Raw genomic sequence first — 26,698 nt, forward strand, 5'->3', positions numbered from 1 at the left:
AATACTGCATAATTATCGAGAGCAGTCTTGCTTTGAGACAGGCTTTTGGTTCCGGGTAGATCGGATAGGGGAACGGAATGGAATCTTTTGGCAGCTTTCGCCGCAAATTTGCGCCCTGGAACGATCCGGCGGCCAAGCCCTTCATTTCTTTTGAGAATGTGACGAAAATATTCGGCGATTTTACTGCCGTCGATGATCTGTCGCTCAATGTTTTCAACCGCGAGTTTTTCGCGCTGCTCGGCGCGTCCGGCTGCGGCAAGACCACGCTGATGCGTATGCTGGCGGGTTTTGAGGAGCCGACATCGGGACGTATCACGCTCGACGGTCAGGATATGCGCGGCATCCCGCCCTATAAGCGGCCGGTCAACATGATGTTCCAGTCTTATGCGCTGTTCCCGCATATGACGGTGGAGAACAATATCGCCTTCGGTCTCAAGCAGGACGGCATGGCGAAATCGGAAATCGATGCGCGCGTCGCCGAAATGCTCAAGCTCGTGAAGCTGGAGCAATATGGCAAGCGCAAGCCGCACCAGCTGTCGGGCGGCCAGCGCCAGCGCGTGGCGCTCGCCCGCTCCGTCGCCAAGCGCCCCAAGGTGCTGTTGCTGGATGAACCGCTCGGCGCACTCGACAAGAAGCTGCGCGAGGAAACCCAGTTCGAACTGATGGATCTGCAGGTCAAGCTCGGCATGACCTTCATGGTCGTCACCCACGATCAGGAAGAAGCCATGACCATGTCCGATCGCATTGCGGTGATGGACAAGGGCCGCATCAAGCAGGTAGCGACGCCGGCGGAAGTCTATGAGGCGCCGCGCTCCAAATTCGTGGCTGATTTCATCGGCAATGTGAATATCATCGAAGGCGAAGTGTTGAAGGCCGCCAATGGCGAGGCCGAGATCGCTACCGAAAAATTCGGCTTTCATATTCAGACCGAGACCCGCGAAGAGCTTAATCCCGGCCAGAAGGTCTGGTATGCGGTGCGCCCGGAAAAGACCCGTATTTCGCGCACCAAGCCGGAAGAAGTCTCAGTCAACGCGGTGGAAGGCGAGTTGTGGGATATCGCCTATTTCGGTGACATGACTGTTTTCCACGTTCGTCTCGACAATGGCCGCACCATCAAGGCTGCAAGCCTCAACGCGGTGCGCAAGACCGAAAATCCGCTGACCTATGACGAGCGCGTCTGGGTTTCCTTCGATACCGACGCCGGTCTGGTGCTCACAGCGTGAGGATTACCCCATGCAGAAGCTGATTGCTTCCATCGCCAGCCGCCTCGTCATCGCAGTGCCTTATCTCTGGCTGCTGGTATTCTTTCTTGTCCCGTTTTTCATCGTCTTCAAGATTTCCCTGTCGGAAGTCGCGATGGCGATCCCGGCCTATATGCCGACCTTCGATCTGGCACAGGGATTTGCCAGCATATGGGAGAAAATCAAACAGCTCTCCTTTGATAATTATCTGTGGCTGCTTGACGATCCGCTCTATTACAAGGCTTACCTGTCGAGCGTCCGGATCGCCGCCATTTCCACCGTTCTGACGCTGCTTGTGGCCTATCCGATGGCCTATGGCATTGCGCGCGCGCCGACCACCATACGCCCGACGCTGCTGATGATGGTGATCCTGCCTTTCTGGACCTCGTTCCTCATCCGCGTCTATGCATGGATCGGCATTTTGAAGCCGGAAGGGCTGCTCAACCAGTTCCTGATGGCGCTGAACGTCATCGACACGCCGCTCAACATCCTGAACACCGACACGGCGGTGTTCATCGGCATCGTCTATTCCTACCTGCCATTCATGGTGCTGCCGATCTATTCGTCGCTGGAAAAGATGGATTATTCGTTGATCGAGGCAGCGCAGGACCTTGGCTGCACGCCGTTTGCTGCATTCTGGAAAATCACGTTTCCGCTGTCACTGGCCGGTGTTCTGGCAGGCTGCTTCCTGGTCTTCATCCCGGCGGTGGGCGAATTCGTCATCCCGGACCTTCTGGGTGGATCACAGACGCTCATGATCGGCAAGACGATCTGGAGCGAGTTCTTCTCCAACCGCGACTGGCCGGTCTCCTCGGCGGTGGCAGTCGTGCTGCTTGTCCTGCTGATCGTGCCGATCGTGATCTTCCAGCAGGTGCAGGCGCGGGCGCAGGAAAAGGGGAAATAGGATGCAGAACAACTGGTCCCGCTTCAATATCGCATCGGTGGCGCTGGGCTTCGCCTTCCTCTACCTGCCCATCGTTCTGCTGGTCATTTACTCATTCAACGAATCCCGGCTGGTCACGGTCTGGGCGGGGTTCTCGACCAAGTGGTATGTCGAACTGTTTCGTAATCAGGCTCTGATGGATGCAGCATGGGTAACGATCCGCGTCGGCCTGCTGTCCGCGACGATTGCCACGGTTCTGGGCACGCTCGCAGCTCTTGCGCTGACGCGCTATACGCGTTTTCGCGGACGTATCCTGTTTTCCGGCATGGTCTATGCACCGCTGGTCATGCCGGATGTTATCACCGGCCTGTCGCTGCTGCTGCTCTTCGTGGCAATGAACTTCGACCGCGGCTTCTGGACGGTGACGCTCGCCCACATCACCTTTTCCATGTGTTTCGTGGCGGTCGTGGTGCAGTCGCGCCTCGTCAGCTTTGACCGTTCGCTGGAAGAGGCGGCGATGGATCTCGGCGCGCCGCCGGTTACGACCTTCATGAAGGTGACGCTGCCGGTCATTCTGCCTGCAGTGGTTTCGGGCTGGATGCTTGCATTCACCCTGTCGCTCGATGATCTGGTGATTGCAAGCTTCACCTCAGGGCCGGGCGCCACCACGCTGCCGATGAAAATCTACAGCCAGGTGCGCCTTGGTGTGACGCCGGAAATCAACGCAGTTTGTACGATCCTCATCGCGCTGGTGACCATCGGCGTCATCATCGCCTCCATCATCAACAAGCGTCGTGAGGTGCAGCGTCGCCGCGACGAGCAGGCGGCATTCCGTTTGGGATAATAGGGTTTACTGTCCCATTCCCGTGGATGATGGCGAGATAAAGGGCCGGTCCCACGAGCCGCCGACAAAGAAATTGAGCGGCGGCTTGGCGGGCGGATTTTCGGCAGGCTGCTGGTTGTCCTGACCGTCCGTGCTGCCTTCTTGCTGCTGTTGCGGCTGGCTGTTCGGGAACACGACTTCGCCGCTCAGCGCCAGGCTGCGATCCACGAACGGTACGATTCCTGCAAGTGTCAGTGTGCCGTCGGAGGTATCGAGCTTTGCATTTTCAAGCGTGGCTACACCATCGGACAGATTGGCCTTCACATCCAGACGGTTGAAGGCAAGTGCGATATTGTCCTTCCGCTCCAGCGCGAAGAAGCGTTGGGTCTGCGCCTTGGCCAGAAAATCCTGCACGGCGAAACCCTGCATCTGGCCATTGTTGAGCTGAATGGAAACATTGCCCTGCGCATTTGTCAGAAGGCCGGACCAGCGATTGGCCGGACCTTTCATGAACAGGGAAACATTGCCTTTGCCACTCACAAAGGGCTTGTCGAAGCCAAGTGCCGTGAAGAACTGTGAGCTGTCGATGTCCGAGGCATTGAAACGCAATTCGCCGCTGGCGCTCTTCAAGTCGCGCACGATCTGCACATTGGCTTGCAGAATGCCGTTGAAGGCTTTGGCGTCACCAATGTCGAATATGGCGCGGCCACCGCGAATCTGGACCGCAGCCGCCACGCCCGTCATGGAGACCGGCCCTGCCGTGGCGTTCTGGGCCGACAGCCGCAGATCCACTTCCGCACGGTCGATGAAGCTCGTGTCGACGACATCGCGGTCGGAATTGTTGCGCTCGTTCGGTGAACGCGCGCCGCCGTCAGGCAGCGGAATGAAAGCCGAAAACAGGCGGCGAAGGTCTAGCTTGTCGAAAGCCAGCGTACCGGTCACCGCAGGCTGTTCCTGTTCCAGGCCGATCTCGATCACGCCTTTGGCGGGGCTGTCGCTGGCGGTCATTTCCACATCCGCAAATTTCAGCCTTTTTGGCGTCGCGGTGATGGTGGAATCCACAGAAAAGGCGCCGATTTCGGCACTGCCGGCAATTGGTGGGAGGCTGAGCCAGCGCACTGCGCCGCTGAGGGAGGGGGTTTTGGCAGTCAGGTCGCCTTCGAAAAAGCGATCCTTGGAAATATTGGCCTTGCCCTGAAAGGTGAGGCTCAACGGATTGGCAGTCAGGCTTGCTGTTACATCCGACGTGCCACCCGCCAGCAGCGGCAGGGCTTGCGCGGCTGTCAGGCTGAACTGAGAGGTCTCGTCACGCCATTTGGCGCTGCCTTTCAGCGTTGCGGCGCTTGATGTGCGGGGCCATTCCAGCGTGGCATTGACATTGGTTATCTGCTCGTCGCTGGTGATTTCCGGTTCGCTACCCGGACGGTTGAACGCAATCGTTCCATCGCGGACCACGACGCGACCGAAGGGCTGCGAAGCCTGCTGTGCAGCCTGCGCATTGTCGCCGGAACCGCTTTGCTGCAATGCGCGCTGTGCGCGGATAGCGGTGCCAAGCCGTCCGTTGGAACTGGCAATGGCGTCCAGAAGCTGCGAGAAATTTGAAACCGGCCCATCAAGGTTTACATGCGGTCGGACGATCTGCGTTTCGGAAAACGAGATATGTCCCATGATAGCATCGAGCGGCGAAAGCTCCACATCAATGCGATCCGCGCTCATGAGCGGTTTCTGGCCTTGATCGGTCAGCTTACTGAGTGTCACGCCATTCAGGGATGCGCGCAGAACAGGGAACACCTTCAGGCGAGGGGCTTGCCGCAGCTCAACGCTATAGCCGGTCCAGGCACTGATTTCCTGTGCAACACGGACACGGATGGCATCGGTCGAGACGATGAAGGGTACCACGGCCAGCAAGGTTGCTGCAGCCGCGGCGCAGAGAATGACGAGCGCAATTATGAGGCGCGTAAATCGGGGCCAGCGCATCAACCATCCAATCAGGAGCTTCAAATATTTCGTTTCCGCATGTCGTTATCGCAAAACCGCTACACACTTTTGCGCGACATGCTTCAAGCTTTAAACCAGCAACGGCCCAAAGCAAAGCCGCTGGATGCATCACCCGCCATCCGCTGAGGCGGAATCAAATCACCGGTGCTGCTTCTATCCTATGGTTAATCAATTGCTGCGCGAAAATTAACCCTGATTTTACAGTCACTACCAATGTGTAAATACTGAATGAAGAATTTAAGGCGTCGTTAACCGGCTTCCCGCGATAAGGGATGCAACACTGAGTGATGATCGAGCTGCCGTTTCCGGTGCTCCATTACAAATTGCTTTCGTGTCCTTTTGTCTCTGAGATTCTGATAGCGCCGGTCTGCCCGGCGCTTTTTTTTGCTCGCGCGAGGTTATGAAAAAACCTCCCGCAAAGAGGAGGCTTTTTGAATACCGTTAACGCCGATCAGTCGGCCAGAACGCGTGTTGGAGGGAAGGCGATCTCGACCACCGTGCCGTGGCCAGGCGTGGAATCGATCGCAAACTGCGCCCGGTTGGCTTCCACCATGGCTTTTGTCAGCGGCAGGCCCAGTCCTGTGCCTTCGCTGCGCCAGTCTTTCGCGCTCTCGGCCTTGCGACGCTCCAGCGCGTTAACCTGCCGGAATGGCTTCAGTGCCTGCTCGACCTCGGATTTGGTCATGCCAATGCCGGTATCGCGTACCCGCATCACGACATCGCCGTTCATTTCGTAGCTTGTCGACACGATCACCTGTCCGCCCGGCGCGGTGAAGCGCACAGCGTTAGACAGAAGGTTCAGAGCCACCTGCTTGATCGAGCGCGTATCGGCAACGATGTCGGGCAGGTTGGACTGGAAGCTCGAACGGATGATGACGCGTTCGCGATTGGCCTGCGGCTGCATCAGCGCGATGGCCTCGGCAATGGCATCGTTGAGCGAGACCGCTTCAAACTGCATGTCGAGAGCGCCGGCTTCGATCTTCGAAATGTCGAGCAGATCATTGACCAATGCCAGAACGTGATTGCCGGAGCGATTGATATCGCGCAGGTAATCCCGATAGCGGTCATTGCCAATGGACCCGAACTTCTCGTCGGCCATCAATTCGGAAAAGCCGATGATCGCATTGAGCGGGGTGCGGATTTCGTGGCTGATGCGTGCCAGAAACTCTGTTTTCTGGCTGGAGGCGCGTTCAGCTTCCTTGCGCGCATTGGTCAGTTCTTCCTCTGTGCGCTTCCACTGCGTGATGTCACGCAGAACGGCGCAGAACCCACGCGTATGCGGCAGTTTGCCGATGGTCATGAACAGCGGAATGAACCCGCCCTTGGCTTCACGGCCAATCACTTCGCGCCCATCATTGAGGACGCTCAGAACGCCGTTGCCGGAAAGACCATGCAGATAATCCATCGCGGCGCGCTGGCTTTCGATGGCAAACAACATTGAAAAGAACTTGCCTTCCGTTTCGTCGCGTTCATAGCCGAACAACGCCGAGGCCGAATGGTTCATGGAACGGATGCGGCCTTCCGGATCGATGAGGACAACACCGTCCGTTGCCGTGTCGAGAATGGTCTTTAGTTCCTCGACATGATCCGCAAGCGCTCGCTTCTCATCATCCGTGTTGATCGCGACCGACGTTTCGGCCGGGGCGGCAACGGTGTCGATCGGTGCCGGTGCAGCCGTTACCGGCATCAGGCTCAGCATGAGCGCACGGCCATCGCGCCAGGCAATGGCATTGAGATGCGCATCGACAGGTTCTTCGCTGCCATTGGCGCGGCGCAACACCATGCCCTGTCGTGTTTCGCCATCGTCGCTTTCGCTGTTGAACAGCACATCGACGCCGCCCGCATCGCGAATATCGTCGAGTGATTCATAACCGGTGAGATCAAGCAGGGCCTGATTGACGTAATGGATATCATCGCCCGAATGAATGATGACCGGCACAGGAAGATTGGCCAGCAGGGCGGTCTCATCCGCATGGACCTTCCCGGAAGTCGGAAATGAAGCTTCCTCCGCAGCAGCTTCATCAATGAGCGGCGCTTTCGCGTCAGGCTTTTCGACCGGCTGAGAGCTGTCAGCAATGGCTTCTTCCGATGAGGCAGCCGTTTCGGTTTCGGCGCGCGAATTGGCAAGACCCTGCTTGCGCAGGCGGTCGGCGATTTCGCGGAATGCGTTCCGTTCGGTCTTGGTCAGTCCGCCTTCGGGGCGCACCTCGCGCTCCTGTTCCTTCAGCATGCGCGCCTGATCCGCTGCCACTTTCTCCTGCGCACAGGCGTTCAGCAGACTGATGACTTTGTCGGATTCGCGGCGCCCGGGTGTCGGCGCGATGTCCAGTGGCGGCTTGGGCAGCGTTGCGGCAGGGCTGTCGTCATTGGCAACTTCTTCGGAGAGCGCCAGAACATCGTCGTCTTCGACAGGCCCTGCTGTTTCAACCGCCTCGCTGACGGGCTTGCGTGGCTGCGGAATACCGCCTGCAAGCACCAGTCCGATTTCTTCCGGGTCCTTCTCGGCTTCTGCCGGGCGAACGATACCGAAGCCGCGGAATCCGGTGAACGTCCGGTCACGGGAATAGACGGGCAGGGCTGCAAGTTCGACCGGTACGCGCAGATCTGTGCCTTCGACCGGCCACATCAACCGTTTTCCCGACCACGTGTCGCGTTTATCGAGCAGGGCTGCGATGCTGCCATCCGGGTCGAAGCCGAAGACATTTGCGACATCGGCAAAGCGCCGTCCGACGACGTCGGCTGCATTCGGCCCGATTGTCGCGGCAAGGTCGGGCGACACTTCGCTGAACGCGCTGTCCGGTCCCACCTTCCAGATGAAGCGCGCAGGCGGAGCATCCTGATCGAACACGAAACCGCGCGGCTTTGGCTGTGCGACGAAAGTATCTTCAGTATTTGGGCCCGTTGCAGGTTCCGGAAGCATTTCTTCCAGAATTTCCTCAGCTTCGCCCGGTAGCGCAACCGTTGCTGGTTGGGCTGCGGCGGGCGCGTCGCCTATAATGCAGAGAAGATGCATGGGCGATGTATCGGTCAATCGCGCAATCGCTCCCGGCACAGAATGCTTTCCAGCGCGGATGCGGCGTTTGACGATACGGCCAGTCGCGTCTGCAGCTTCAATGACGAGATCTTCCAGCGTGGTGGAGGAGATGTCGAGTGCAGCAAAACGCGGGCTTGCGGCAATCACCCGGCTGTTTGCGTCGATCAGTGCGATATGCGTGCTGTCGTCACTCAGACCGGAAATGATGGCTTCAGCTTCTGCGTCCTTGCCATCGGCGGTCAGCAGCAGTCCGGAGACGCCATCGGGAAGGGTGATGTGCGAAACGTTGAAGCGGGTAAGGTCGGAACGCAATCCGCCACCCAGGCGAACGGAGACGGTCCGGGTTTCGCCGTCCGTATTACTGTTTGACGAGGCAATTTGCCGGCGTGTGGCTACGGGCAGATCAAGGCCGCCGCCGATCATGTCTTCCACGCGATCAAAGCCAAAAAGCTTTGCGCCGGGGCCGTTGACCCAGAGCACAGCCGAAAGGTCGTGCGTCAGTACGAGCTGCGCATCGCCCTTTGCAAAGCCCTCGCGGATAGAATCCAGCGCGGCAATATCGATGAAGGGGTATGATCCTGACATACCTGTCCTTACCTGTTCTTTCGACCGCCCGCAGTGCTTGTTAACACCCTGTTAATAAGCCTCTTATGGGCGCGGGTCCACATTGCCATTGGGTATGGGCTGCATTTTCTGTTTCATTAGTTAATACGGGAAAGGCAATTTTACAGGCTCGGGCCAATATCCGGGTTGTGCACAGCTGGTCATCTATAATGGTTACCAGCGTGTGACCTTTATGAGCAGGATTTGATGTAGAATCCCGCAATTGGGAATTTCTCAAAAAAGAGAGCTATAATCACTTGCAATATGGATCGATTCTCCGTATGTGACCCCCTGTCGGTGACGCCAGAGCGTCGCGCAGCCGACACAAAGGTACGCGGTCGTAGCTCAGTTGGTTAGAGCGCAGGATTGTGGCTCCTGAGGTCGTTGGTTCAACTCCAACCGACCGTACCAATTTCACTTTCAGGCCATCACTATAAGATATTGAATTTACAGCGCGAAATGACATTCGTGCTGTAAGGGCCCCTGATGTCTGACAAAGGTTTTTCCGGTGGGTCGGAAGATGAAGCGACGCCAATCCTGATGCTTTCGCATTGTGGTTTCATGGCGTCTCGCGTACCGGAATATTGCCAACGCAATGAAGACCCGATCAGGCTGAAAAGAAAATAGAGCCAGCAGTGGCGTGCGGCAAAGAGGATGCTTCGGCCTACAAAAGGATGGTTCCGATCCCGGTTCAAGCTGTAAGCAAATCTGTTTCCGACAGCCTAGAGAGAGAGAAGGAGCGCTTCGCACGCTTTGTCTTCATCGGCCACGGCTGAAGCTTTGCCGGTCATGGGAGAAACCAAGGGGGGTAACCCCTTTCCCTTGTGGAAAGCCGCGCCGTGCGCGCCGAAGTCAGCCGCGACAACGCGGAGAGGCGCGGACAATCGCTTGGGAGATCTATGCGAATAAGCGGAAATCCTTAGAAAAAGCCTGTCATTCGATATCGGACAGCCGCAAATCTACTGATGCGATAGTTCTTATGCTGAACTATTTTGCCCGTTACGCACGAGGCGCAGCCTTGTTAGGGGTAACGGCAGATTTCGAGCCCGCAAGGCTTTGTCGATCTGTGTAAATACGGCGTCGCGGCAATCAATATCGTCGGCGAAGCTTCCGACCCAGAAGCGCACATGATACCGAATCCCGTCCGATTCATAGGCTGCCACGCGCACATCAGGTCGCGGTGTTTCGGCGATTATATTACTGTCAGCCGCGGCTTGAGCAAGAAGCTTCTTGGCATCTGCAACCGATATTTCATGATTGAGAAGCACTTGAACATGAGCCCGATAATGCTGCCTTGGGGCACTGTAGTTTGTCAGTTTCTGGCGCGCGATCTGACTGTTAGGTAAGATGACATAGGTGCTATCACGCGTTGAAAGCCTTGTTGTGCGCCAGCCGATTTCCATCACGCGCCCGCGCGTCACATCGTCGATGGAAATCCAATCTCCAATTCTGTAAGGCGCTTCAATCCCAAGGGCGATGCCGGAGAAGACATCGGCAAGACTGCTACGCAGCGCAAATCCCAATATAGCAATAAGCAAACCGGACCCTGCAATTGCACTGCTCCAGCTCTGGCCGACAATCAAAAGAAATGTCGCGACACCGGCGACGAGAAAAAGAGCGGCTGTCACAAGTTCCAAGAGGAGCTTAGGCACCGGTCGCTTTCTGGACCTGCTACGTTCAAGAGCGGTTCCGACGAGCCGTCCTCCAAGCCATGCGGCTGAGAAATATGCGAAACTGCCGGCTAACATCTGCAGCGGTCTCGCTGATGTTAGCGATAGCGCATCAGCGAAGGTTTCCGCGAATACGGATGCGCATACCCCCAAAATTGTTGCCAGTGCTGGCCACACCAACCGCCTGGCAGGTTTTTCGATTTTGGTCATCGCGGTGCTCCAAATCAGCTTTCACTGTCTCCTTGTAGCAAGTTTTTCAGGTATCCATAGTGAGCCTCCGAAACTGCCCTGTAGCAAGCCATCCGAGAAGCGCCGGATTGCCGTGCTCTGGCAGTATCATATCTGCCTTTTGCGGATCGTTCTGACCAGACGGAACACGGCGAAGACGACGGCAGCTAGATATAAAAATCCACCGATGAACATGATGCCATATACGCCGGCGAACAATTCGCGATCTTCCCTGAACCTGTCCGGCGTTTCTGTCACGGGATAGACATAAGCCGCGATGATTTCCCCTATCCCGTATCCGACGAAGAGGCAGACCGGTACGAGCAGGAGAAGGGTGATGAGAAAAACGATGATTGGCTTCAGCATAGCCACTACCTTTTGACGTCGATCAGTTTGTCGAGCGAAAACCGTTCGGAACTTGCGTCGCAGCGATGCCAACTCATCTGGGCGTTCGATTCATGGCGGTGGCCGTAGCACCAGTCCCTTTCATTGAGCGCCAGGCCATAGATTCTCATTGAAGCGCAGGCGACAACTATCCGGACATCGTGGCTGTGACTATGCAGGCAGATGGCGCCTGCCTTGTCAAAGAGGTTCTTGAGTTGGTGGTCGGTTTCTGTGGCTTTTGCAAACAGCTTGTCTGCAGCCTCAGCGGGGCTTGCCATCTGCCATCCGATGGCTAACGAGGAAAGTGTAATGAGCATCCGGTTCATCTTATCGTCCTTTCATCATGGCGATCGGGTTGCAGTCCGTCGTCGATGCCTCGACCGGTCAGTTCAAAGCATTTGGCCAGCTTGGCGGCCACTGCGTCATAGGTTTTCGCTTCGTCGGCAGGGTAGGTCAGGCGAAAGGCACGAACGGTGTCGACGTCATCCAAAGCGGTCCGCTCCAGCAGGAGCTTGGCATAGAAGATGTTTCCCTTCTCGCGGCCTGAGACGACGGCCCAGTCCTTTGTAGCGCGGCGATAGGTGAGGGCGGCGCCAGCGTTGGCAAGGTCACCGATGAGGGCGTCCATGTCCTGCTCCAGAACATTGTAGCTGCCCCAGACTATCAGTTCGGCACCCGACTTGCCGGTGAACTTGCGGCCATCGCCATTGTCGGCCTCCGGCTGCGCGGTCAGCAGGTCACCTGGATAGCAAATGGAATAGCCAAAACGCACATTGTCATAGACATTCCACTCATGCTCTGCCGCCATGGCAGACACGCCAGCAGCCATGCCAAGCAAGAGTGTGGCAAGGGATCGTAAGAAGATATTCATTCGTTTCTCCATTCGATAAACCTCATCTCTGCCCAGGACGCCAATTAGATGAGGCGCATCATGACTGCGATGCCGAGCCCGACAAGGATGCTGCCACTGACCTTGGCGATCCGGCTGGAGGAGCAGGAGGAGGAAACGCGCGGCGATGCGAAAGAGGCAATGGCCACCGATGCAAGATCACCAAGCGAGAAAGCGCCGTTGACGATGATACCAAGCAGGAGGAACTGAAGCCAATTCGGCATCGCTGCTTGCGGGTCAACGAATTGGGGCAGAAACGTCAGGAAAAATAGTGCGGTTTTCGGATTAAGGATCTCGACCACTACACTATCGCGCAAGACACGTCTGTTCGGCGCGGAAGTTTCACAATCCTCCTCCGGGGCAGCGAGAAAGATCATCCTTCCGCCCAGCCAAAGCATATAGAGTGCTCCCGTTATCCGGATTAGTGAGTAGAGTGCGGGCGCATGGTGCAGAAGTGCGGCCAGCCCGACCGACGCCGCGGTGATGTGGACGTAGCAACCGAGGTGGATGCCAAGGGCAGCCATCAACCCGGCCCTGTGCCCATAAGCCAGAGTCTGAGCCGACATATATAGAATGGCCGGGCCCGGCATGAATGCGAAAGCCAACGTGGCAAGGGCGAACGGTATCCAGGTTTCCAGCGACATGCTGCCGACCTCTCGTATCCCGCCAGGGCAGAGTCAATCAGACTTCATTAATCATGAGAAACAATTTATCATCATGCTATTCATGATGATCCGAGGTGAAGCAATGTTCGACATTGCACTGTTACGGACCTTTGAGGCAGTCGCCAGCTTATCGAGTTTTACAAGGGCGGGGCAGCAGCTGAACCTCACACAATCTGCCGTCAGTGCTCATATACGGCGGCTGGAGGAACAAACAGGGGTTGTCCTTTTCGAGCGTAATACCCGCACTGTTGCGTTGACCCCGCAGGGGCAGGCGTTGCTTGGCTACGCAAAGGCGATCCTGCGCCTGAGCGAGGAGGCTCGTACTCTGATGAAAGGAAGCAGCAGCGCGTTTCATCTGCGGATTGGCGCATCCGATGACTTGACGAGCACATGGCTGCCTTCTGTGCTGAAAAGATTTCAGGACTCTCGTTCGGGGCGAACGCTGGAGATCCAGATTTCCAATACAAACTCTTTGCTGGAAATAATGGATAAGGGCGAACTTGACCTGATCATCGGTTGTCGATGCCGTGGCGACCAGTCCGGTATCCATTTGTGGAACGAGCCCCTCCGATGGGCAATCGGAAAGACACCGCTCGAAGCTGGAGCACCCGTTCCGCTTGCTGTTTTTCCCGAACCGTGCCCCTATCGGGATGCGGCTCTTGCGGGGCTGGCCGCGAGAAACTGCAAATGGCGGATAACAACCGTCAGTCCCAGTCTCGGCAGTTTGACAGCATTGGCCGCAGCCGGGCTCGCGGTCACACCATTGAACTCGAGTTCCATACCCGCAAAACTGCAGACGGTTGACACCAATGAGCTGCTGCCCTCGTTGCCCGATGTTGAATTTGTTGCCCATGTCAGGCCCGGCCTGTCTGAAGAGAACAATCTACTCACGCGCTCAGTCATTGACTGGCTTTCCGTTAACAGGCCGAAGCTGAATATATAGCTGGCGCAAGAAACGTGATGTCAATGCAATCTAATGAACGTGGGTTTGGAAGTGGAGAGGAGCACAAATGAATAATCTGGAAGAACTTGCCAGAGGGATATTTCTTAGTCAGCCTTTCAGCCAATATATGGGCGCCGAACTTGTTAATGTAGGGGATGGCAGCGCCGATATATCCTTGATAATCCGCGAGCTTCATACCCAGCAACATGGCTTTGTTCATGGTGGCGTGATCAGCTATCTCGCAGATAACGCGCTAACATTTGCGGGAGGGCTCGCTCTTGGAGGGGATGCGCTGACCTCTGAATTCAAGATCAACTTTCTTCGACCAGCGAAAGGCAGCACATTGTGCGCAAAAGCATGGACATTAAGCAAGGGGAAGCGTCAAGCTGTGTGTCAATGCAAGGTTGTTTGCGACGAGATGCTGGTAGCAATCGCACAGGGAACGATCGTCCCAGCTTGAGCGTCGTTCAAGGCCCGTTTTGTATGCTGGTCACAGGTCCAGAGCGTACGCGCAACCTCGCTGCGTCGCCAATGATCGAGTTTGGCGAACAGGTTCCCGGCCTTTTGATGGCATGGCGAAACCGCTGAAACAATAAATCTTGTAAATAATAAAAGTAATTTTGAAGTAAAATTTTATAATATCAAGTAGTTGTTGGATGATTTTCAGGTATTGTTCGTATAATGTTGTTTCATTTTAACCCTGGCGCCTTTATAGTCTTCCTGACGAGAAGTCAGAGAAGGACGTTGGTGCCATGGCGACGATTATCGGTACGAATAGTGACGATACCCTGCGTGGAACAATGGAAGCCGACCGGATTTCCGGGCTTGCCGGCCGTGATGATCTGGACGGTCGGGAGGGCGATGATTTTCTTGACGGCGGTGCTGGTGACGACGTTTTGACCAGTACGAGTGGCTACGACCGGCTGGAAGGAGGAGTGGGCGACGACCGGCTCGTTCTTATCGGGACAAGCGGTGCGCTCAACGGCGGTGAGGGTTTCGACACGTTCACCCTAGACTTATCGGACGAGAATCGCGCTGTTTTCTTCAATGGAACGAACGGCCACAGCATCGTCGGTTACCAGACGCAGACTGTGGAACACAGTTACTTCCGTGAGATTGAACGCTTCGAGGTGATGACCGGGAGCGGGGACGATTGGGTCAACGGCGGCAGTTTCGACGACGAGATATCGACCGGAGCGGGCAACGATCTGATAGGACAGCCCTGGCCCGATTTCGATGATCCGGCGAGTGCTCTTGGAGCCGATTTTGTAGATGCTGGCGCGGGGGATGATACCATCATCGACCGGCTTGGTGCCAACCGGCTCTTCGGTGGTACCGGCAATGACACCGTCATCGCGACGCTGTCTTCAGCCGAGCTTGACGGTGGCGAGGGTAACGATACGCTTACGATCGATGAGGCCGGAAGTAGCGAGGATCTCATGTTCGACTTCACCAGCGGCACTACTTCGAGCGGAACAATCATCCGCAATTTCGAGCAGTTCGTCGGCGAGACGGGCGGTGGTGATGATAAGGTGAATGCGGCGGGGCTGTCATCGGCTGATATCGCGAGCGGTGCAGGTGACGATCAGGTCGACGGTTCAGCCGGCAACGACATGATATCGACTGGTGCCGACAACGACGTGGTTCGGGGCGGTGCAGGCGCCGATCTGATCCAGGGGAATGACGGCAACGATTATCTCGAAGGCGGCATTGGTAACGATGAGCTCTGGGGTGACAGCGCGGATTTCACCGGGCAGGGCGACGATAGGCTCTTTGGCGGTGCCGGCGATGATAATTTGAGAGGTGGCTATGGCGCCGACTACCTGAGCGGTGGTGATGGTAATGATCAGTTGCACGGCGACAGGGGTGATGACACGCTGTTTGGCGACGCTGGCGACGACTGGCTGTCCCATGTCTATGGAGGCTATGATCGGCTTTACGGCGGTTCCGGTAATGACGGTTTCGGCGTCGCCAACTCATTTGGAAACACACTGGAAGGCGAAATCGACGGCGGCGATGGGCAGGACCGGCTCGTGTTGACCCTCAACTATGATGGCCCAGTCGTGTTCGACGCGATGACCGGGACGATGGGGAGCTTGGCCTTCAGCAATATCGAGCAATTCGATGTACAAATTCGAGGGGGGCAAAACGATATCCTGCGCGGTGGAGCTGGCAATGACCTGCTGGACGGCCAGGGTGGCGACGATCTGATTGAGGGGCGAGGTGGCAATGACACACTCCTAGGCACAGACGGATCTGATCATTTGGATGGTGGTGAGGGTGACGACATCCTCGACGCCGGGCGCGATAGAGGCGCCGACGTCCTGACCGGTGGAACGGGTGCCGACACCTTTGTCTGGGCTGATTTTTATATCGGTCTTTCTGGTGTTGATCGTATCACTGATTTCGACACGGAGGGGGGTGACGTGATCCACTTCGATCATGCGGGTTTCGTCTATGATTACGAGGATTTCGTCGCGGCCTCACGGGACACGGCGGACGGTGTCTATTTTGCAATCGCAGGCCGTGACGATTACGGCATCCTCATCGAAGACGTCTCGCTTTCTGATCTGTCCGCTGACGATTTCGTGTTCTCCTGAATGCTTGATGGTGTTTGCCCGCCGAAGTCTGCATCACGGAGAGTAATCGAAAATGTGATGTTTTGCCGGTTTCGTTGTCAAACGGTTGCAGGCGAAACGACCCAGATAACTTCGCAGGTTTTGTCGCCTACCGTCCAAAATCGCACCATGGATCGCGCCGGGCGTGACGCAAGCACAGGGCCGTACGCTGGTTCGAGTGATGAGTGGCATCTTCTTTACCGGGTAAAATAAGAGCGCGAGACGAGGCGAGGTGTTCCCGAGGATCTGATAAAACCGGCTCGTCCAGAATATGCGCGAGGGGCGGTAGCGTCGCCATTTTTTTTGTATGCTAAAGGTGTGCTTATCTTTGAACACACTTACGCTGCGAGTTCGGCGAAGACGTGGATTGGCGAGCGATTGTCATTGGGGAACTGGTTCTTGCAGATCATGTGAGCAACCTCGATCCCCGCAAGGGTGGCCGACGCAGCATAGAATGGCTTGAAGCGATCATCGGTTTTGTAAGCCGCTTGATGAAGCGATAATCCTGTTCCAAGATATTATTGAGATATTTGACCTGCCGGGGAACACAGGGTAGCGAACATAAAAGAAGACTGCATGCACGATGGCACTCTTGGGGAAATGAGCGCCCTTGAATTCGATTGCCAGCTGTTTCCCGCTGATCATCCATTATACATAATCACGGTGTCATGACGCGCAAACAATGAAAAATTTGCAACACTACTATAGCGCATCCTTCCATCCGCACAAAAACATCGCACCATCAAACTCTGAGTCAAACAACTAGCGCGAGCTTCCTGAAAGTGGATCTACCTCGATCTAGTTTGCGGCTGTTGAACGTTGACGGCTGATCCAAGCCGCCCCAATGTTTCCGTGCAAAAATCCATTCGAGAGCGGTACGTCCGGATAGATCTTTCGTAAGCGCGCAATCCCTTCATCAGGACTGATAATCCGGTTCAGTACCTTTTCATGGATGCGAGCCACATCCACCATGTCGCAATCCTGCGGCGACAATCTGAAACGCGTGATCCCTGCTTCTTGCAGGTCAGGCAAGTCCTCGATTAGTGACTGACAGGTATGGGAGAGGGTCTGCACGCCATTCAGCACAAGGAAGGGTTGGCTATCCAGAGTTTTGACTGGCAATCCGTCGGGCTCTTCACCGCATACAAATTGACAATTGTCCTTTATGTGTCCCTTGGAGCGCGCATGCGCGCAACGGGCTGAAATGGCAAGCGGCACCCGTCCGAACGTAAATATTTCGAAAGCAATATCCGGAGCAGCTTTGACAATCTCTCGAATTGAGCTGATCGGTAACTCCGGCGGAAGACAGATTGATTGTGCGCCGCGTGCGGCAAGAACCTTTGCGGTCGCAGCATTGTAAACATTGACCAGCGGGCCGACTATATGCGGCACACCAGATAAGAGTCCCAGTGCTGATAGATCGTTTGCTTCTACGGGCAGCGTCGCTTCCTTGATCGTTTGGCGGACCTGTTTTGCTTCCCGTTCGAGCATGACAAGTGCCAGCGAACCGAGGTTCACCGTTTTTCCTGCGCGTTGCAGCCGTTCAATCACAGCGTCCATATAAGGCGTCAGGAAATGGAACCGCTTGGAGCAGACGATTTCACCCACGGTAACGTGGGTTACCGGAGCTTCATCGGCGATACGAAAATAAAAATCCCGCCATTTCGGGCCGTCCCACAGGAAAAGAACAGGACCGAGGCTGAGGCTGGCTGCGGACATATCTATCTCCAGCGTTTGTCGTAAGCGCCCGAAGTCGTTTGCTGGCCTTCGCTCAGCAGACGGAGGCGGGACAAAAGGGCCGCGCGGCTTTCAGGGCTGGCGGCGAGTGTTTGACGAAGTGTCGAGACGACTTCACCAACGTAAGCCTTGCCGCGCTGGCGGCCTTCAATCTTGAGCGCTGAGACGCCTGCCGCTCGCAACTCGTCTATATGGTTCATGACGTCGAGTGAAATGGGATCTTCGAATGCATAACCTTGATCGTCAGCGATATTGAACCGGCCTTTGCAGAGCGTCGGATAGCCGGTGGGCTCGCCCAAAGGAAAACGATTGATCGTATAGTCACCGAGTTCGGAGACAAGTTCGTCTCCGTCTTGCCGGTAACGCACATGACTTGCCGGTGAGCAAACACCGTTCATGTTGGGCGATCTGCCGGTAGCGTAGGAAGACAGGGAGCATCGCCCTTCTGCCATCACGCATAGTCCACCGAATACGAATACTTCCATTTCGCAGCCGATCTTGCGGCCGAGTTTCGCAATATCGGCAATGGTCAGAACGCGTGGTAACACGACACGCTTTGCCTTGAATGCATCGACGAGAAACTGGATTGCGTCTGCATTGGACGCGGAAGCTTGTACGGATACGTGGAGCCGCTGTGTTGGATGCTTCTCGGCGGTATAAGCCATCAACCCAAAATCGGCGAGGATGACAGCATCTGCACCAAGGGAGGACGCATCGTCTACAGCTCGATACCAAATATCCTCATCGCCTGCGCGCATGAACGTATTGATGGCAACGAAAACCTGTGTTTTGCGGGCATGCGCGAACTGGATTGCGTCGCGTAGTTCATCGCGGCTGAAGTTAAGGCCGGGAAAGTTGCGTGCATTTGTTTCGTCACGGAAACCGCAATAGACGGCATCTGCTCCTGCACCCACTGCTTCACGCAAGGCCGATGGCGTACCTGCAGGACAAATCAGTTCCATCCGGTGGCTTCCTTGCCGAGAGCTTTGCTGCGCACGTAATTTGCGATGCCACGAACCATTGGGGCGAAGGGTCCGGCACTTGTGCCGAGGTCGGACGGCAAGTCAATATTGCAGTCATCCAGCGCATTGCGAAGTGCCAGCATGGCCTCCATGTCGCCCGTCACGGTGATGTCTCGGGAGAAAAACAGCGCATCCCCGTCAAGTTTACCCTCTAAAAGCGCGAGCAGCATAACCAGAGGCCCTTCAATGCCCGCATCCACTTCCGTTGTTTCATCTTCGCGCATGATTGTGATGCGCGGTTTATCCGGCTCGATCACGAAAGCGAACGGCGTGTCGGAAGGATGAAAACGAAAGCGCTTTGTCGCATAGTCTCCCAGACGCTCGAATAGGCCCGGATGCGCGCGCATGACCTGAAAGAAAATGCGCGAAACAAAAGGGGCGATCAGAAATGGCGGAACAAGCCGGGCAGGAACAGCCACGGCTGAAGGTATCTTCATCATCACTCAGCTCCGGTGAGCTTTACAAGGTGAATTCAGAATTAGGCGATTCAATACGAGGGCAGTTTGATTCAGATCAAAGACGGCGAAAGAATTCGATACTCAAAAGTAGGGACATGAAAACGGCCCAATCTTTTCCGTCGCACTATGACTGCCTGCAAAACTTCTTGTCGGAGCTTGAACGGCGCAATGATCTCGTCCGGATCAAGCGTCCGGTATCGCTTGTCCAGGAAATAACAGAAATCCACAAGCGTGTGCTCGAAGCGGATGGTCCGGCATTACTCTTCGAACAACCGGTCGATGCAGACGGTCATCAACATTCAATTCCACTGGTGGCCAATCTTTTTGGTTCCACGCGACGTATTGCATTGGGACTTGGCCGTTCTGTCGAGACAATTCCTGACCTTGCCGAGATGCTCGCGGAACTGCGTGCACCAAAGCCGCCCCGTTCGGCAGGAGAAATATGGAGCAAGCTTCCTTTGGCAAAGGCTGCATTGAATATGCGTCCTCGGCAGGTCCGACGCGCACCGGTGCAGGCGATGATACTGGAAGCTGAAGCCGTCAATCTCGATCTATTGCCGATTCAATCGTGTTGGCCGGGAGAGCCTGCGCCGCTTGTGACCTGGCCGCTGGTTATTACACGGGCACCGGATGATCCATCGGATATAAATGTCGGCATTTACCGGATGCAAAAGCTGGGGCGGGACAAGCTCATCATGCGCTGGCTCGCTCATCGTGGTGGTGCGCGCCATCATCGTATGTGGCAAAAGCGGGGCGAGGATATGCCGGTTGCCGTGGCTATCGGGGCAGATCCGGCGACGATCCTTGCAGCCGTTATGCCCTTGCCAGAAGGGATGAGCGAGCTTGCCTTTTCGGGCCTGCTTGCTGGACGGAAGCCTTCCGTCGTTGATGCACACACTGTGCCGCTCTCCGTGCCTGCTAACGCTGAAATCATTCTGGAAGGGCGAGTTTCCGCATCAGTGACAGCGCCGGAGGGGCCTTATGGCGATCACACGGGCTACTACAACAGTGTCGAGGAATTTCCGGTCATGCAGGTGACGGCGATCACCACACGGAAGAACCCCGTCTATCTTTCGACCTATACCGGTCGCCCTCCGGATGAGCCCTCAAGACTGGGCGAAGTAATGAATGAGCTGTTCGTGCCAATTGTGCGAAAACAGTTCCCGGAAATTGCCGATTTGTGGTTGCCCCCAGCCGCGTGTTCTTATCGTGCAATGGTGGTCTCGATCGACAAGCGCTATCCCGGCCAGGCGCGGCGGGTGATGATGGGGCTTTGGTCGATGCTGCCGCAATTCAGTTATACGAAACTCATAATCGCGGTCGATCCCGACATAAAGGTTCGCAACTGGGATGATGTCATGTGGGCGCTCGCTACGCGCTTCGATGCGAGCCGCGATGTGGTGATGCTCTCCGACACGCCTGTGGATTATCTCGATTTCGCATCGCCGCGCTCGGGTTTGGGTGGGAAGCTTGGTCTCGATGCGACCAACAAAATCGGCGCCGAAACTGACCGGGAGTGGGGCGCTGTGCTGAAGATGAGCGACGATGTGACCACCCGTGTGGACGCGATGTGGGGCGAACTTGGATTGGGCAAGGAAGAGATGCGATGAAACGGGTTGTTGTCGGAATTTCCGGCGCATCGGGCGCTCTCATCCCGCTCAAACTACTGGAACAACTTTCTGCTTTAACTGATGTCGAGACCCATTTGGTTGTTTCAGACGCCGCACAGCAGACATTGCGCCACGAGTTGGGGCCTGACGGTTATGCGCTTCTGCACAAGCTTGCGCACAGAAGCTATTCCGTCGGCGATATTGGCGCTCTGATCGCAAGCGGATCGGTCGCGACCGCGGGTATGATCGTTGCGCCATGCTCTATGCGCACGCTTGCGGCGATTGCAACAGGGTACAGCGACAGTCTGCTAACCCGCGCCGCCGACGTTCATTTGAAGGAGCGGCGCAGGCTGATCCTGATCGCACGAGAAACGCCGCTGCATCTGGTCCATCTGCGCAATATGTGCACGGTGACAGAAATGGGCGCGATTGTGATGCCGCCGGTTCCAGCCTTTTACTTCAAACCGCAATCGGTCGATGAAGTGGCTGATCAGATCGCGGCGCGAGCCATCGATCTGATCGGTATTGGCGAAAAGCAATCGAAAAGCTGGGCGGGAATGCCCGGCAATTGATAGCAGCAGTTACGGCATTATGCGAAAGGTTCGGTTGGGCCTTTCGCTGGCTGGGTGAACCATTTCGGCCCGGTTGCCGTCATATGAATATGATCTTCCAGACGAATGCCGAATTGATCCGGAACCACGATCATCGGCTCGTTGGAAAAGCACATGCCTTCAGCAAGTGGGATCGAATTCCCGCGAACGATGTAAGGGGCCTCGTGAATTTCCAGACCAAGGCCGTGACCGGCGCGATGTGGAAGACCAGGCAATGCGTAATCCGGCCCCAGTCCATGTTTGATGAGCGTAGCACGTGCTGCATCGTCAAGGGTTGAACAGGTGGTGCCGAGCTTTGCTGCATCGAAAACGCTTTGCTGCGCTTCGCGTTCAATCGCCCATATGCGCGAAAATTCTGCGCTTGCTTGATCCAGCATGTAGGTGCGCGTTAGATCGGAGTGATAGCCATCGATACGGCATCCGGTATCCACAAGGATAACATCACCGGGCTGATAGAACTGTTCTCCATCCGCGCCATGTGGCAACGAAGTCGCCGTTCCAAACGAGACGATGCAGAATGTCGAGCCGCCAGCAGCGCCGAGGGCCCGGTGCTGTTCATCGATAAAGCGCACCACCTCACTTGCGGCAACGCCGGGCTTGATCAGCGCATGCGCGCGGCGATGGACTTCAAGCGTCAGATCCATCGCGTACTGAATGACCGCGATTTCATTGTCTGACTTGCAGATGCGCTGTTCACGAATTAATTCCCCACCATCAAGCAAGCGTTCAAGAGAAATTTTGTGCCTGAGAGAGTTATAGACGAACAGGGGAATAGCATCGTCTACGGCAAGGGTAGCTCTTGCGGGAATGAGTGATGCTATCAGCGCAGCGCTACTTTCTTCTTCCTGCCAAACACGAATTTCCCCCGGCAGATGCGGCAGGCTTTCGACGCGGCTCTGTTCAAAGCCGGGAACAATATAGATAACTTCCGACGGTGTGACGAGGGCGCCCAGAAAACGTTCGCTGATGTGCCAGACAAGCCCGGTATAATAGCGCAAGCTTGCTGTCGGTCCGAGCAGAAGCCCGCCTATCCCGCGTTCTCTTAACTTGTCTTGCAACAATGCCAATCGTTCAAGACGTTCTGCCTGTTCGATCCGTGGAGGAGACGAGGGTGAAGTCATAATACATGCCCTTGTGATTCTGTTTCTCTGCAAAGCCTGTGCCTGAACACGGTCCGCTTTCTCGCAGATATATCACGGCTTTTGCTGTCTGATACCCATCTCTCCGATCTTCTATTCAAAAGCTTGTGCAGTAGACAGTTTTTGGAGATGTTATTATGTATGGGATCGTAATGTTATTCTGTAACGAAATGGGTAGTCGATGAGCCGGGATAATTTCGATCTTAAGGAAGAGATCAGAGACTATTGGTCCCGAAGATCAGAAACATTCGATCTGGCTTTTGGCCATCGCATTCCGGCGGGACCAGAAACCGATGCATGGCAGGCGCCGATACGAGATTTTCTAGGTTCATCGAGACAACGTGTTCTGGAACTGGCCTGTGGGACGGGTGAGGTTACACGGCTGATCCATGATCTTGGTCACGATGTGACTGCACTGGATTTTTCGGAAACAATGCTGGCAGTGGCTTCGAAGAAGCATGCGGGTAAACCCCGACTGCGTTTCATTCTCGCTGACGCGGAGAACACTATGGAACCAGACGAAAGTTATGACGCAATCATCTGTCGGCATCTCGTCTGGACACTCACCGAACCCGAAAAAACGTTTGCCGAATGGTATCGAATATTGAAACCGGGAGGTCGGCTGCTGTTCTTTGATGGCGATTGGAAACGGCCCCGCTCGGTTGGCCGAATCGCTTCTTTTCTTATTTCGCTGATCGATAGAGTGGTGGGTGAAGATAAGCACTATGATGGCGCACTCAGCGATCGACACGAAGCTATTATGAATGCACTTCCTTTTGGAAAAGGACTGCGTGCCGAAGATGTTTGGCCTCTGCTTGAAGAGGCTGGTTTCTGTTCAATCAAAACCCTGTCCCACGCGCCCATCGCACAAGCGCAACGCCACAAGGCTAATCTGCGAAACATGTTGAGGACGTATGTATATCGACGCTTTATCATGACGGCGACGAAACCAAATTTCGTAACAGCCAAAGAGCCGTGAGCGATCACATATTGATGATAACGGGCTTGATTTCCTTGTGAGCATTGCGCGCCTGAATCGGAAGCATTAAGTGACGCCACACTGCGGTAATAAATTTTTGATATAAACTCTGCAGTTTAAAACTGGGTTCGGTATTTGTGAGGTTTTATGCCTGAGTTGTGGCAGTGGGTATCCGCTTTCGGTTTTTCGATTGTCATCATCGTTGCGGCGCTGGTCTATCTCAACATGTCAAACCGTGAAACGCCTGGTGATATGTTCAATTTGTTCACGAAGGTTGGTGCAGTCGCAGTGGCATTCGTTGCCGCCTTCGCAAGCCTTGCTGCTGCCGCGATTATCGACTGATTTCAGGACTCAAATTTTCAACAAAGACACAGCGGCTTCGGGTTCTCGCTGAGGCCTGTAACGGCGATTATGATCGCTCCGGAATAGGAAAGAGCAAACAGCACATCACCCTTGTGTAATGTGGAAACACCGGCCATCTGATGTGACTATATTACAGTTGATCACCAGAATTTGTGATCTTACCATTTATTAACGATAAATGCAGCGGCATCCTGAAAGCTGCGAATGAACAGGCAGAGGCATGACGGAACAGGCGTTGTTATCTGAGCTTGATATGCTGGTTTCAGAAGGGCGTAATCCGCGCACGATGGATATCGATCTGTTGTCGACTCTGGAAATTGTGCGTCATATCAATGGCGAGGACCATCGGGTTCCTGCTGCCGTTGAAAAAGTGTTGCCTCAGGTTGCACAGGCCGTCGACAAGATTGTCGAAGCGTTTCGGGCCGGTGGCCGGATGATTTATTTGGGTGCTGGAACAAGCGGACGTCTTGGGGTTCTCGATGCATCGGAATGTCCGCCGACTTTTAGCGTACCGGAAGGCATGGTGATCGGGCTAATTGCAGGTGGCGTGGACGCGCTGCAACATGCAATCGAAGGGGCAGAAGATGATCCGTCGCTTGGGGAAGCTGATCTGCGCAATATAGGTCTGACTTCACACGATGTTGTCGTGGGAATCGCTGTTAGCGGGCGTACTCCTTATGTGATAGGCGGTCTGGCCTACGCAGCATCCATCGGCGCCACGACCGTGGCGCTCTCCTGCAATCCCAATTCGACCATCGCGACCATGGCTGAAATCGCCATATCGCCGGTTGTCGGGCCCGAAATACTGACAGGCTCGACACGTCTTAAGTCCGGTACCGCGCAGAAGCTCGTTCTCAATATGCTGACTACGGCGAGCATGATCCGAATAGGGAAAACATACGAGAATCTCATGGTGGGCCTCAGTGCCACCAATAATAAGCTTGTTGCGCGGGCATCCCGAATTGTCATGCAGGCAACCGGCTGTGAGGTGGGGGAGGCGAAACGCGTTCTCGCTCTGACGGATAATGACGTCAAGCTTGCAATCCTCATCACGATCACCGGAATGCCAGTGGATGAGGGAAGAAAGGCATTAAAGAATGCTGGGGGATTTCTTAGACAGGCAATAAATGCCAATAAAGCGTGAGCCGAAGCGGGGAAGCAGTCGGACATCAGCGTTGCAGTAATTTGCGAGGGAAGAAAATGGGAGCGAGTTTCAAGAAAAGCCTTATTGCGAGTGCTGCCGCAATAACGTTGAGCATTGGAAGCTCTGGTGGATTGGGTGTTTCGACGGCTTTTGCCGCGACGCTCCGAATGGCCTGGTCACAGGATGCCACTGGTCTCGATCCGCATAAGCAGCCGGCTTTTTCATCGATTCGCTTGCTCGAGCTCATCTATGAGCCGCTCGTTCGTCTCGGTCCCGACCTTCAGATCGCGCCTGCCATTGCAAAAAGCTGGGAGTTTTCCGACGGCGGAAAGGTTCTCACATTCAAGCTCGACAAGAATGCGAAATTCCAGAACGGCAAGCCGGTAACGCCAGCCGATGTGAAAGCATCCTTCGAGCGCATTCTGGATGAAAAGACAGGCGCAGTCGCGCGTGCCAATTTCGGTTCCATTGCCGCCATTGAAACCCCGGACGCCGAAACGGTCGTCTTCAAACTCTCCCAGCCCGACGTCCCGCTATTGGCAGCCATTGCCAGCATTAATGCAGCGGTGGTCCCCGAAAGCGAGATCAAGGCTGGGAATATTGGGACGAAAACCGTTGGATCAGGCCCATTCATCCTTGAGCGCTGGGAACCGAATTCCAAGGAAGTGCTGAAAACCAATCCCGACTGGGCGGGCGGTAAAGTATCGATCGACGGGATCGACATCAGTGTTCTACCGGATGAAACAGCGATCCTCGCAGCGCTTCGCGCCAAGCAGATCGATTTTGCATTTCTTAACGACCCACTGGTTGCAACGATGGTTCCGCGCGAAAGCTCTCTGGAACTGGTGCGTACTCCAGCCCTTGCCTATCACGTCCTCCAGTTGAACCCGTCGCGCAAGCCAATGACAGAGCTGGCCGTGCGTCAGGCGATTTCCTGTGCCGTTGATCGTCAGGATGTGCTGGACACGGCTCTGCTGGGCGAAGGCAGGGTGACAGGCCCGCTGACAATGCCTGCCTATGCAAGCGATCCGAACACGCTTTTCTGCTATAAACGCGATGTCGAAAAAGCGAAGAAGCTGATGGCGGATGCTGGTTATGCGGATGGTTTTTCGGCAACGGTCATTGCTGCAAATGGAGAACCTGCAACCGCTGCGGCTGAAGCCCAGGTTCTCCAGTCGCAACTTGCCGAAATCGGCATCAAACTCGATATTCGCATGATGGAACTCAATGTCTATGTCGACACATGGCTGAAGGGTGACTTCGATATGGCGGTTGCGCTAAACGGTGGTTCGGCTGATCCCTATACCATGTATGGACGCTACTGGACCAAGGCGGGTAACCTTCAGAAAGTAGCGCAATATATCGACGATACGCTTGACGACCTGATGCAGAAGGGAAGAGCCGAGACGGACCTTGAAAAACGCAAGGTTATCTTCTCCGACTTCGAAAAACACATAACGGAAGTTTCTCCGTGGATATGGCTTTATACGGCCAACAACTATGTTGCCCACCAGAAGAACGTTATCGGTTTTGAGCCTCGCGCTACCGGTTCGCTATTCGGCCTAACCAAGTTACAGATCGGGCAGTGATGTCATGAAATCCGCCACGTCTTCAGCATGGAAGCGTGGCTTTCCAGTGCCTTCCTTGATGGCAGGC

The 26,698-nt window shown here is 55.3% G+C and carries 23 protein-coding genes, 1 tRNA gene and 2 pseudogenes; 13 read left to right on the plus strand and 13 right to left on the minus strand.

Annotated features, from left to right (window positions below; translation table 11 throughout):
- Window positions 1–77: 77 nt before the first annotated feature.
- From JNC70_RS19565 to JNC70_RS19575, 3 genes are read left to right on the plus strand one after another with little or no spacing between them, the layout of a single operon-like run.
- Window positions 78–1,223 (plus strand): ABC transporter ATP-binding protein, encoded by a 1,146-nt coding sequence (locus tag JNC70_RS19565; RefSeq protein WP_104757332.1) that lies wholly within the window; start codon window positions 78–80, stop codon window positions 1,221–1,223.
- 10 nt (window positions 1,224–1,233) lie between these two features.
- Window positions 1,234–2,145, plus strand: a complete 912-nt coding sequence (locus JNC70_RS19570) for an ABC transporter permease subunit (RefSeq protein WP_104757333.1) — start codon at window positions 1,234–1,236, stop codon at window positions 2,143–2,145.
- A gap of 1 nt (window position 2,146) precedes the next feature.
- The gene (locus JNC70_RS19575; RefSeq protein ID WP_104757334.1) at window positions 2,147–2,968 is read left to right on the plus strand and encodes an ABC transporter permease; all 822 of its coding nucleotides are present in this window, start codon (window positions 2,147–2,149) and stop codon (window positions 2,966–2,968) included.
- A 6-nt stretch (window positions 2,969–2,974) separates the two neighbouring features.
- On the opposite strand, the gene JNC70_RS19580 is transcribed toward JNC70_RS19575, so the two are convergent.
- Window positions 2,975–4,924: an AsmA family protein gene (locus JNC70_RS19580; RefSeq protein ID WP_104757359.1), complete on the minus strand. Its 1,950-nt coding sequence runs from the start codon at window positions 4,922–4,924 to the stop codon at window positions 2,975–2,977.
- Window positions 4,925–5,396: 472 nt separating this feature from the next.
- Window positions 5,397–8,564, minus strand: a complete 3,168-nt coding sequence (pdhS, locus tag JNC70_RS19585) for a cell-division control histidine kinase PdhS (protein WP_104757335.1) — start codon at window positions 8,562–8,564, stop codon at window positions 5,397–5,399.
- A 352-nt stretch (window positions 8,565–8,916) separates the two neighbouring features.
- Here pdhS and JNC70_RS19590 point away from each other — a divergent pair.
- Window positions 8,917–8,993, plus strand: a tRNA-His gene (locus JNC70_RS19590).
- 566 nt (window positions 8,994–9,559) lie between these two features.
- Here the strand turns inward: JNC70_RS19590 and JNC70_RS19595 are convergent.
- The 5 genes from JNC70_RS19595 to JNC70_RS19615 form a co-directional block, all read right to left on the minus strand.
- Window positions 9,560–10,462 carry a mechanosensitive ion channel family protein gene (locus JNC70_RS19595; protein ID WP_104757336.1) on the minus strand — a complete coding sequence of 301 codons (903 nt, stop codon included), beginning with the start codon at window positions 10,460–10,462 and terminating at the stop codon, window positions 9,560–9,562.
- Between the two features lie 126 nt (window positions 10,463–10,588).
- The gene (locus JNC70_RS19600) at window positions 10,589–10,846 is read right to left on the minus strand and encodes a hypothetical protein (protein ID WP_104757337.1); all 258 of its coding nucleotides are present in this window, start codon (window positions 10,844–10,846) and stop codon (window positions 10,589–10,591) included.
- A gap of 5 nt (window positions 10,847–10,851) precedes the next feature.
- Window positions 10,852–11,190 (minus strand): hypothetical protein, encoded by a 339-nt coding sequence (locus JNC70_RS19605; protein WP_374788863.1) that lies wholly within the window; start codon window positions 11,188–11,190, stop codon window positions 10,852–10,854.
- Window positions 11,187–11,735: a hypothetical protein gene (locus JNC70_RS19610; RefSeq protein ID WP_104757339.1), complete on the minus strand. Its 549-nt coding sequence runs from the start codon at window positions 11,733–11,735 to the stop codon at window positions 11,187–11,189. Before JNC70_RS19610 ends, JNC70_RS19605 begins: the two co-directional genes overlap by 4 nt.
- A gap of 44 nt (window positions 11,736–11,779) precedes the next feature.
- On the minus strand, window positions 11,780–12,319 hold the full coding sequence (locus tag JNC70_RS19615) for a LysE family translocator (RefSeq protein ID WP_510185730.1): 540 nt from the start codon (window positions 12,317–12,319) through the stop codon (window positions 11,780–11,782).
- Window positions 12,320–12,341: 22 nt separating this feature from the next.
- On the opposite strand from JNC70_RS19615, the gene JNC70_RS19620 reads away from it, so the two are divergent.
- From JNC70_RS19620 to JNC70_RS19630, 3 genes are all read left to right on the plus strand, one after another.
- A complete protein-coding gene (locus JNC70_RS19620) occupies window positions 12,342–13,361 on the plus strand; it encodes a LysR family transcriptional regulator (RefSeq protein WP_245414819.1) in 1,020 nt (339 codons plus the stop codon).
- A gap of 67 nt (window positions 13,362–13,428) precedes the next feature.
- Window positions 13,429–13,821 carry a PaaI family thioesterase gene (locus JNC70_RS19625; protein ID WP_104757341.1) on the plus strand — a complete coding sequence of 131 codons (393 nt, stop codon included), beginning with the start codon at window positions 13,429–13,431 and terminating at the stop codon, window positions 13,819–13,821.
- A 292-nt stretch (window positions 13,822–14,113) separates the two neighbouring features.
- Complete coding sequence (locus tag JNC70_RS19630; RefSeq protein ID WP_104757342.1) at window positions 14,114–15,961, plus strand: calcium-binding protein; 1,848 nt, start codon at window positions 14,114–14,116, stop codon at window positions 15,959–15,961.
- A gap of 356 nt (window positions 15,962–16,317) precedes the next feature.
- Here the strand turns inward: JNC70_RS19630 and JNC70_RS19635 are convergent.
- From JNC70_RS19635 to ubiT, 4 genes and pseudogenes are all read right to left on the minus strand, one after another.
- Window positions 16,318–16,520: pseudogene (locus JNC70_RS19635) on the minus strand (DDE-type integrase/transposase/recombinase); the annotation flags it as partial.
- Window positions 16,521–16,777: 257 nt separating this feature from the next.
- Window positions 16,778–17,698, minus strand: coding sequence for a U32 family peptidase (locus JNC70_RS19640; RefSeq protein ID WP_104757343.1), 921 nt, complete (start codon window positions 17,696–17,698; stop codon window positions 16,778–16,780).
- Window positions 17,699–17,700: 2 nt separating this feature from the next.
- Entirely contained in the window at window positions 17,701–18,678 is a 978-nt protein-coding gene (gene ubiU / locus JNC70_RS19645) for a ubiquinone anaerobic biosynthesis protein UbiU (protein ID WP_104757344.1), read from the minus strand.
- Window positions 18,669–19,178, minus strand: coding sequence for a ubiquinone anaerobic biosynthesis accessory factor UbiT (gene ubiT, locus JNC70_RS19650; protein ID WP_104757345.1), 510 nt, complete (start codon window positions 19,176–19,178; stop codon window positions 18,669–18,671). Before ubiT ends, ubiU begins: the two co-directional genes overlap by 10 nt.
- 113 nt (window positions 19,179–19,291) lie before the next feature.
- On the opposite strand from ubiT, the gene JNC70_RS19655 reads away from it, so the two are divergent.
- Complete coding sequence (locus tag JNC70_RS19655) at window positions 19,292–20,806, plus strand: UbiD family decarboxylase (RefSeq protein ID WP_104757346.1); 1,515 nt, start codon at window positions 19,292–19,294, stop codon at window positions 20,804–20,806.
- Complete coding sequence (locus JNC70_RS19660; RefSeq protein WP_104757347.1) at window positions 20,803–21,378, plus strand: UbiX family flavin prenyltransferase; 576 nt, start codon at window positions 20,803–20,805, stop codon at window positions 21,376–21,378. The genes JNC70_RS19655 and JNC70_RS19660 overlap by 4 nt, the downstream gene beginning before the upstream one ends.
- Before the next feature lie 17 nt (window positions 21,379–21,395).
- Here the strand turns inward: JNC70_RS19660 and JNC70_RS19665 are convergent, their stop codons facing one another.
- Window positions 21,396–22,538, minus strand: coding sequence for a M24 family metallopeptidase (locus JNC70_RS19665; RefSeq protein ID WP_104757348.1), 1,143 nt, complete (start codon window positions 22,536–22,538; stop codon window positions 21,396–21,398).
- 199 nt (window positions 22,539–22,737) lie between these two features.
- Here JNC70_RS19665 and JNC70_RS19670 point away from each other — a divergent pair, with 199 nt between their 5' ends.
- Entirely contained in the window at window positions 22,738–23,535 is a 798-nt protein-coding gene (locus tag JNC70_RS19670) for a class I SAM-dependent methyltransferase (protein ID WP_104757349.1), read from the plus strand.
- 147 nt (window positions 23,536–23,682) lie between these two features.
- A complete protein-coding gene (locus JNC70_RS19675; protein WP_061346523.1) occupies window positions 23,683–23,877 on the plus strand; it encodes a hypothetical protein in 195 nt (64 codons plus the stop codon).
- A 38-nt stretch (window positions 23,878–23,915) separates the two neighbouring features.
- Here JNC70_RS19675 and JNC70_RS19680 read toward each other — a convergent pair.
- Window positions 23,916–24,017: pseudogene (locus JNC70_RS19680) on the minus strand (MurR/RpiR family transcriptional regulator); the annotation flags it as partial.
- A 101-nt stretch (window positions 24,018–24,118) separates the two neighbouring features.
- Between JNC70_RS19680 and murQ the strand changes: the two are divergent.
- Window positions 24,119–25,042 carry an N-acetylmuramic acid 6-phosphate etherase gene (gene murQ, locus JNC70_RS19685; protein WP_104757350.1) on the plus strand — a complete coding sequence of 308 codons (924 nt, stop codon included), beginning with the start codon at window positions 24,119–24,121 and terminating at the stop codon, window positions 25,040–25,042.
- A 56-nt stretch (window positions 25,043–25,098) separates the two neighbouring features.
- Complete coding sequence (locus tag JNC70_RS19690) at window positions 25,099–26,631, plus strand: ABC transporter substrate-binding protein (protein WP_104757351.1); 1,533 nt, start codon at window positions 25,099–25,101, stop codon at window positions 26,629–26,631.
- The last annotated feature ends 67 nt before the right edge of the window (window positions 26,632–26,698 follow it).

This window comes from Brucella oryzae (assembly GCF_041929965.1).
GTDB lineage: Bacteria > Pseudomonadota > Alphaproteobacteria > Rhizobiales > Rhizobiaceae > Brucella > Brucella oryzae.

Coding starts and splice junctions, on each gene's coding strand:
- JNC70_RS19565 (WP_104757332.1), top strand. CDS start 78: ATGGAATCTTTTGGCAGCTTTCGCCGCAAATTTGCGCCCTGGAACGAT.
- JNC70_RS19570 (WP_104757333.1), top strand. CDS start 1,234: ATGCAGAAGCTGATTGCTTCCATCGCCAGCCGCCTCGTCATCGCAGTG.
- JNC70_RS19575 (WP_104757334.1), top strand. CDS start 2,147: ATGCAGAACAACTGGTCCCGCTTCAATATCGCATCGGTGGCGCTGGGC.
- JNC70_RS19580 (WP_104757359.1), bottom strand. CDS start 4,924: ATGCGCTGGCCCCGATTTACGCGCCTCATAATTGCGCTCGTCATTCTC.
- pdhS (WP_104757335.1), bottom strand. CDS start 8,564: ATGTCAGGATCATACCCCTTCATCGATATTGCCGCGCTGGATTCTATC.
- JNC70_RS19595 (WP_104757336.1), bottom strand. CDS start 10,462: ATGACCAAAATCGAAAAACCTGCCAGGCGGTTGGTGTGGCCAGCACTG.
- JNC70_RS19600 (WP_104757337.1), bottom strand. CDS start 10,846: ATGCTGAAGCCAATCATCGTTTTTCTCATCACCCTTCTCCTGCTCGTA.
- JNC70_RS19605 (WP_374788863.1), bottom strand. CDS start 11,190: ATGAACCGGATGCTCATTACACTTTCCTCGTTAGCCATCGGATGGCAG.
- JNC70_RS19610 (WP_104757339.1), bottom strand. CDS start 11,735: ATGAATATCTTCTTACGATCCCTTGCCACACTCTTGCTTGGCATGGCT.
- JNC70_RS19615 (WP_510185730.1), bottom strand. CDS start 12,319: ATGTCGGCTCAGACTCTGGCTTATGGGCACAGGGCCGGGTTGATGGCT.
- JNC70_RS19620 (WP_245414819.1), top strand. CDS start 12,342: ATGAATGCGAAAGCCAACGTGGCAAGGGCGAACGGTATCCAGGTTTCC.
- JNC70_RS19625 (WP_104757341.1), top strand. CDS start 13,429: ATGAATAATCTGGAAGAACTTGCCAGAGGGATATTTCTTAGTCAGCCT.
- JNC70_RS19630 (WP_104757342.1), top strand. CDS start 14,114: ATGGCGACGATTATCGGTACGAATAGTGACGATACCCTGCGTGGAACA.
- JNC70_RS19640 (WP_104757343.1), bottom strand. CDS start 17,698: ATGTCCGCAGCCAGCCTCAGCCTCGGTCCTGTTCTTTTCCTGTGGGAC.
- ubiU (WP_104757344.1), bottom strand. CDS start 18,678: ATGGAACTGATTTGTCCTGCAGGTACGCCATCGGCCTTGCGTGAAGCA.
- ubiT (WP_104757345.1), bottom strand. CDS start 19,178: ATGATGAAGATACCTTCAGCCGTGGCTGTTCCTGCCCGGCTTGTTCCG.
- JNC70_RS19655 (WP_104757346.1), top strand. CDS start 19,292: ATGAAAACGGCCCAATCTTTTCCGTCGCACTATGACTGCCTGCAAAAC.
- JNC70_RS19660 (WP_104757347.1), top strand. CDS start 20,803: ATGAAACGGGTTGTTGTCGGAATTTCCGGCGCATCGGGCGCTCTCATC.
- JNC70_RS19665 (WP_104757348.1), bottom strand. CDS start 22,538: ATGACTTCACCCTCGTCTCCTCCACGGATCGAACAGGCAGAACGTCTT.
- JNC70_RS19670 (WP_104757349.1), top strand. CDS start 22,738: ATGAGCCGGGATAATTTCGATCTTAAGGAAGAGATCAGAGACTATTGG.
- JNC70_RS19675 (WP_061346523.1), top strand. CDS start 23,683: ATGCCTGAGTTGTGGCAGTGGGTATCCGCTTTCGGTTTTTCGATTGTC.
- murQ (WP_104757350.1), top strand. CDS start 24,119: ATGACGGAACAGGCGTTGTTATCTGAGCTTGATATGCTGGTTTCAGAA.
- JNC70_RS19690 (WP_104757351.1), top strand. CDS start 25,099: ATGGGAGCGAGTTTCAAGAAAAGCCTTATTGCGAGTGCTGCCGCAATA.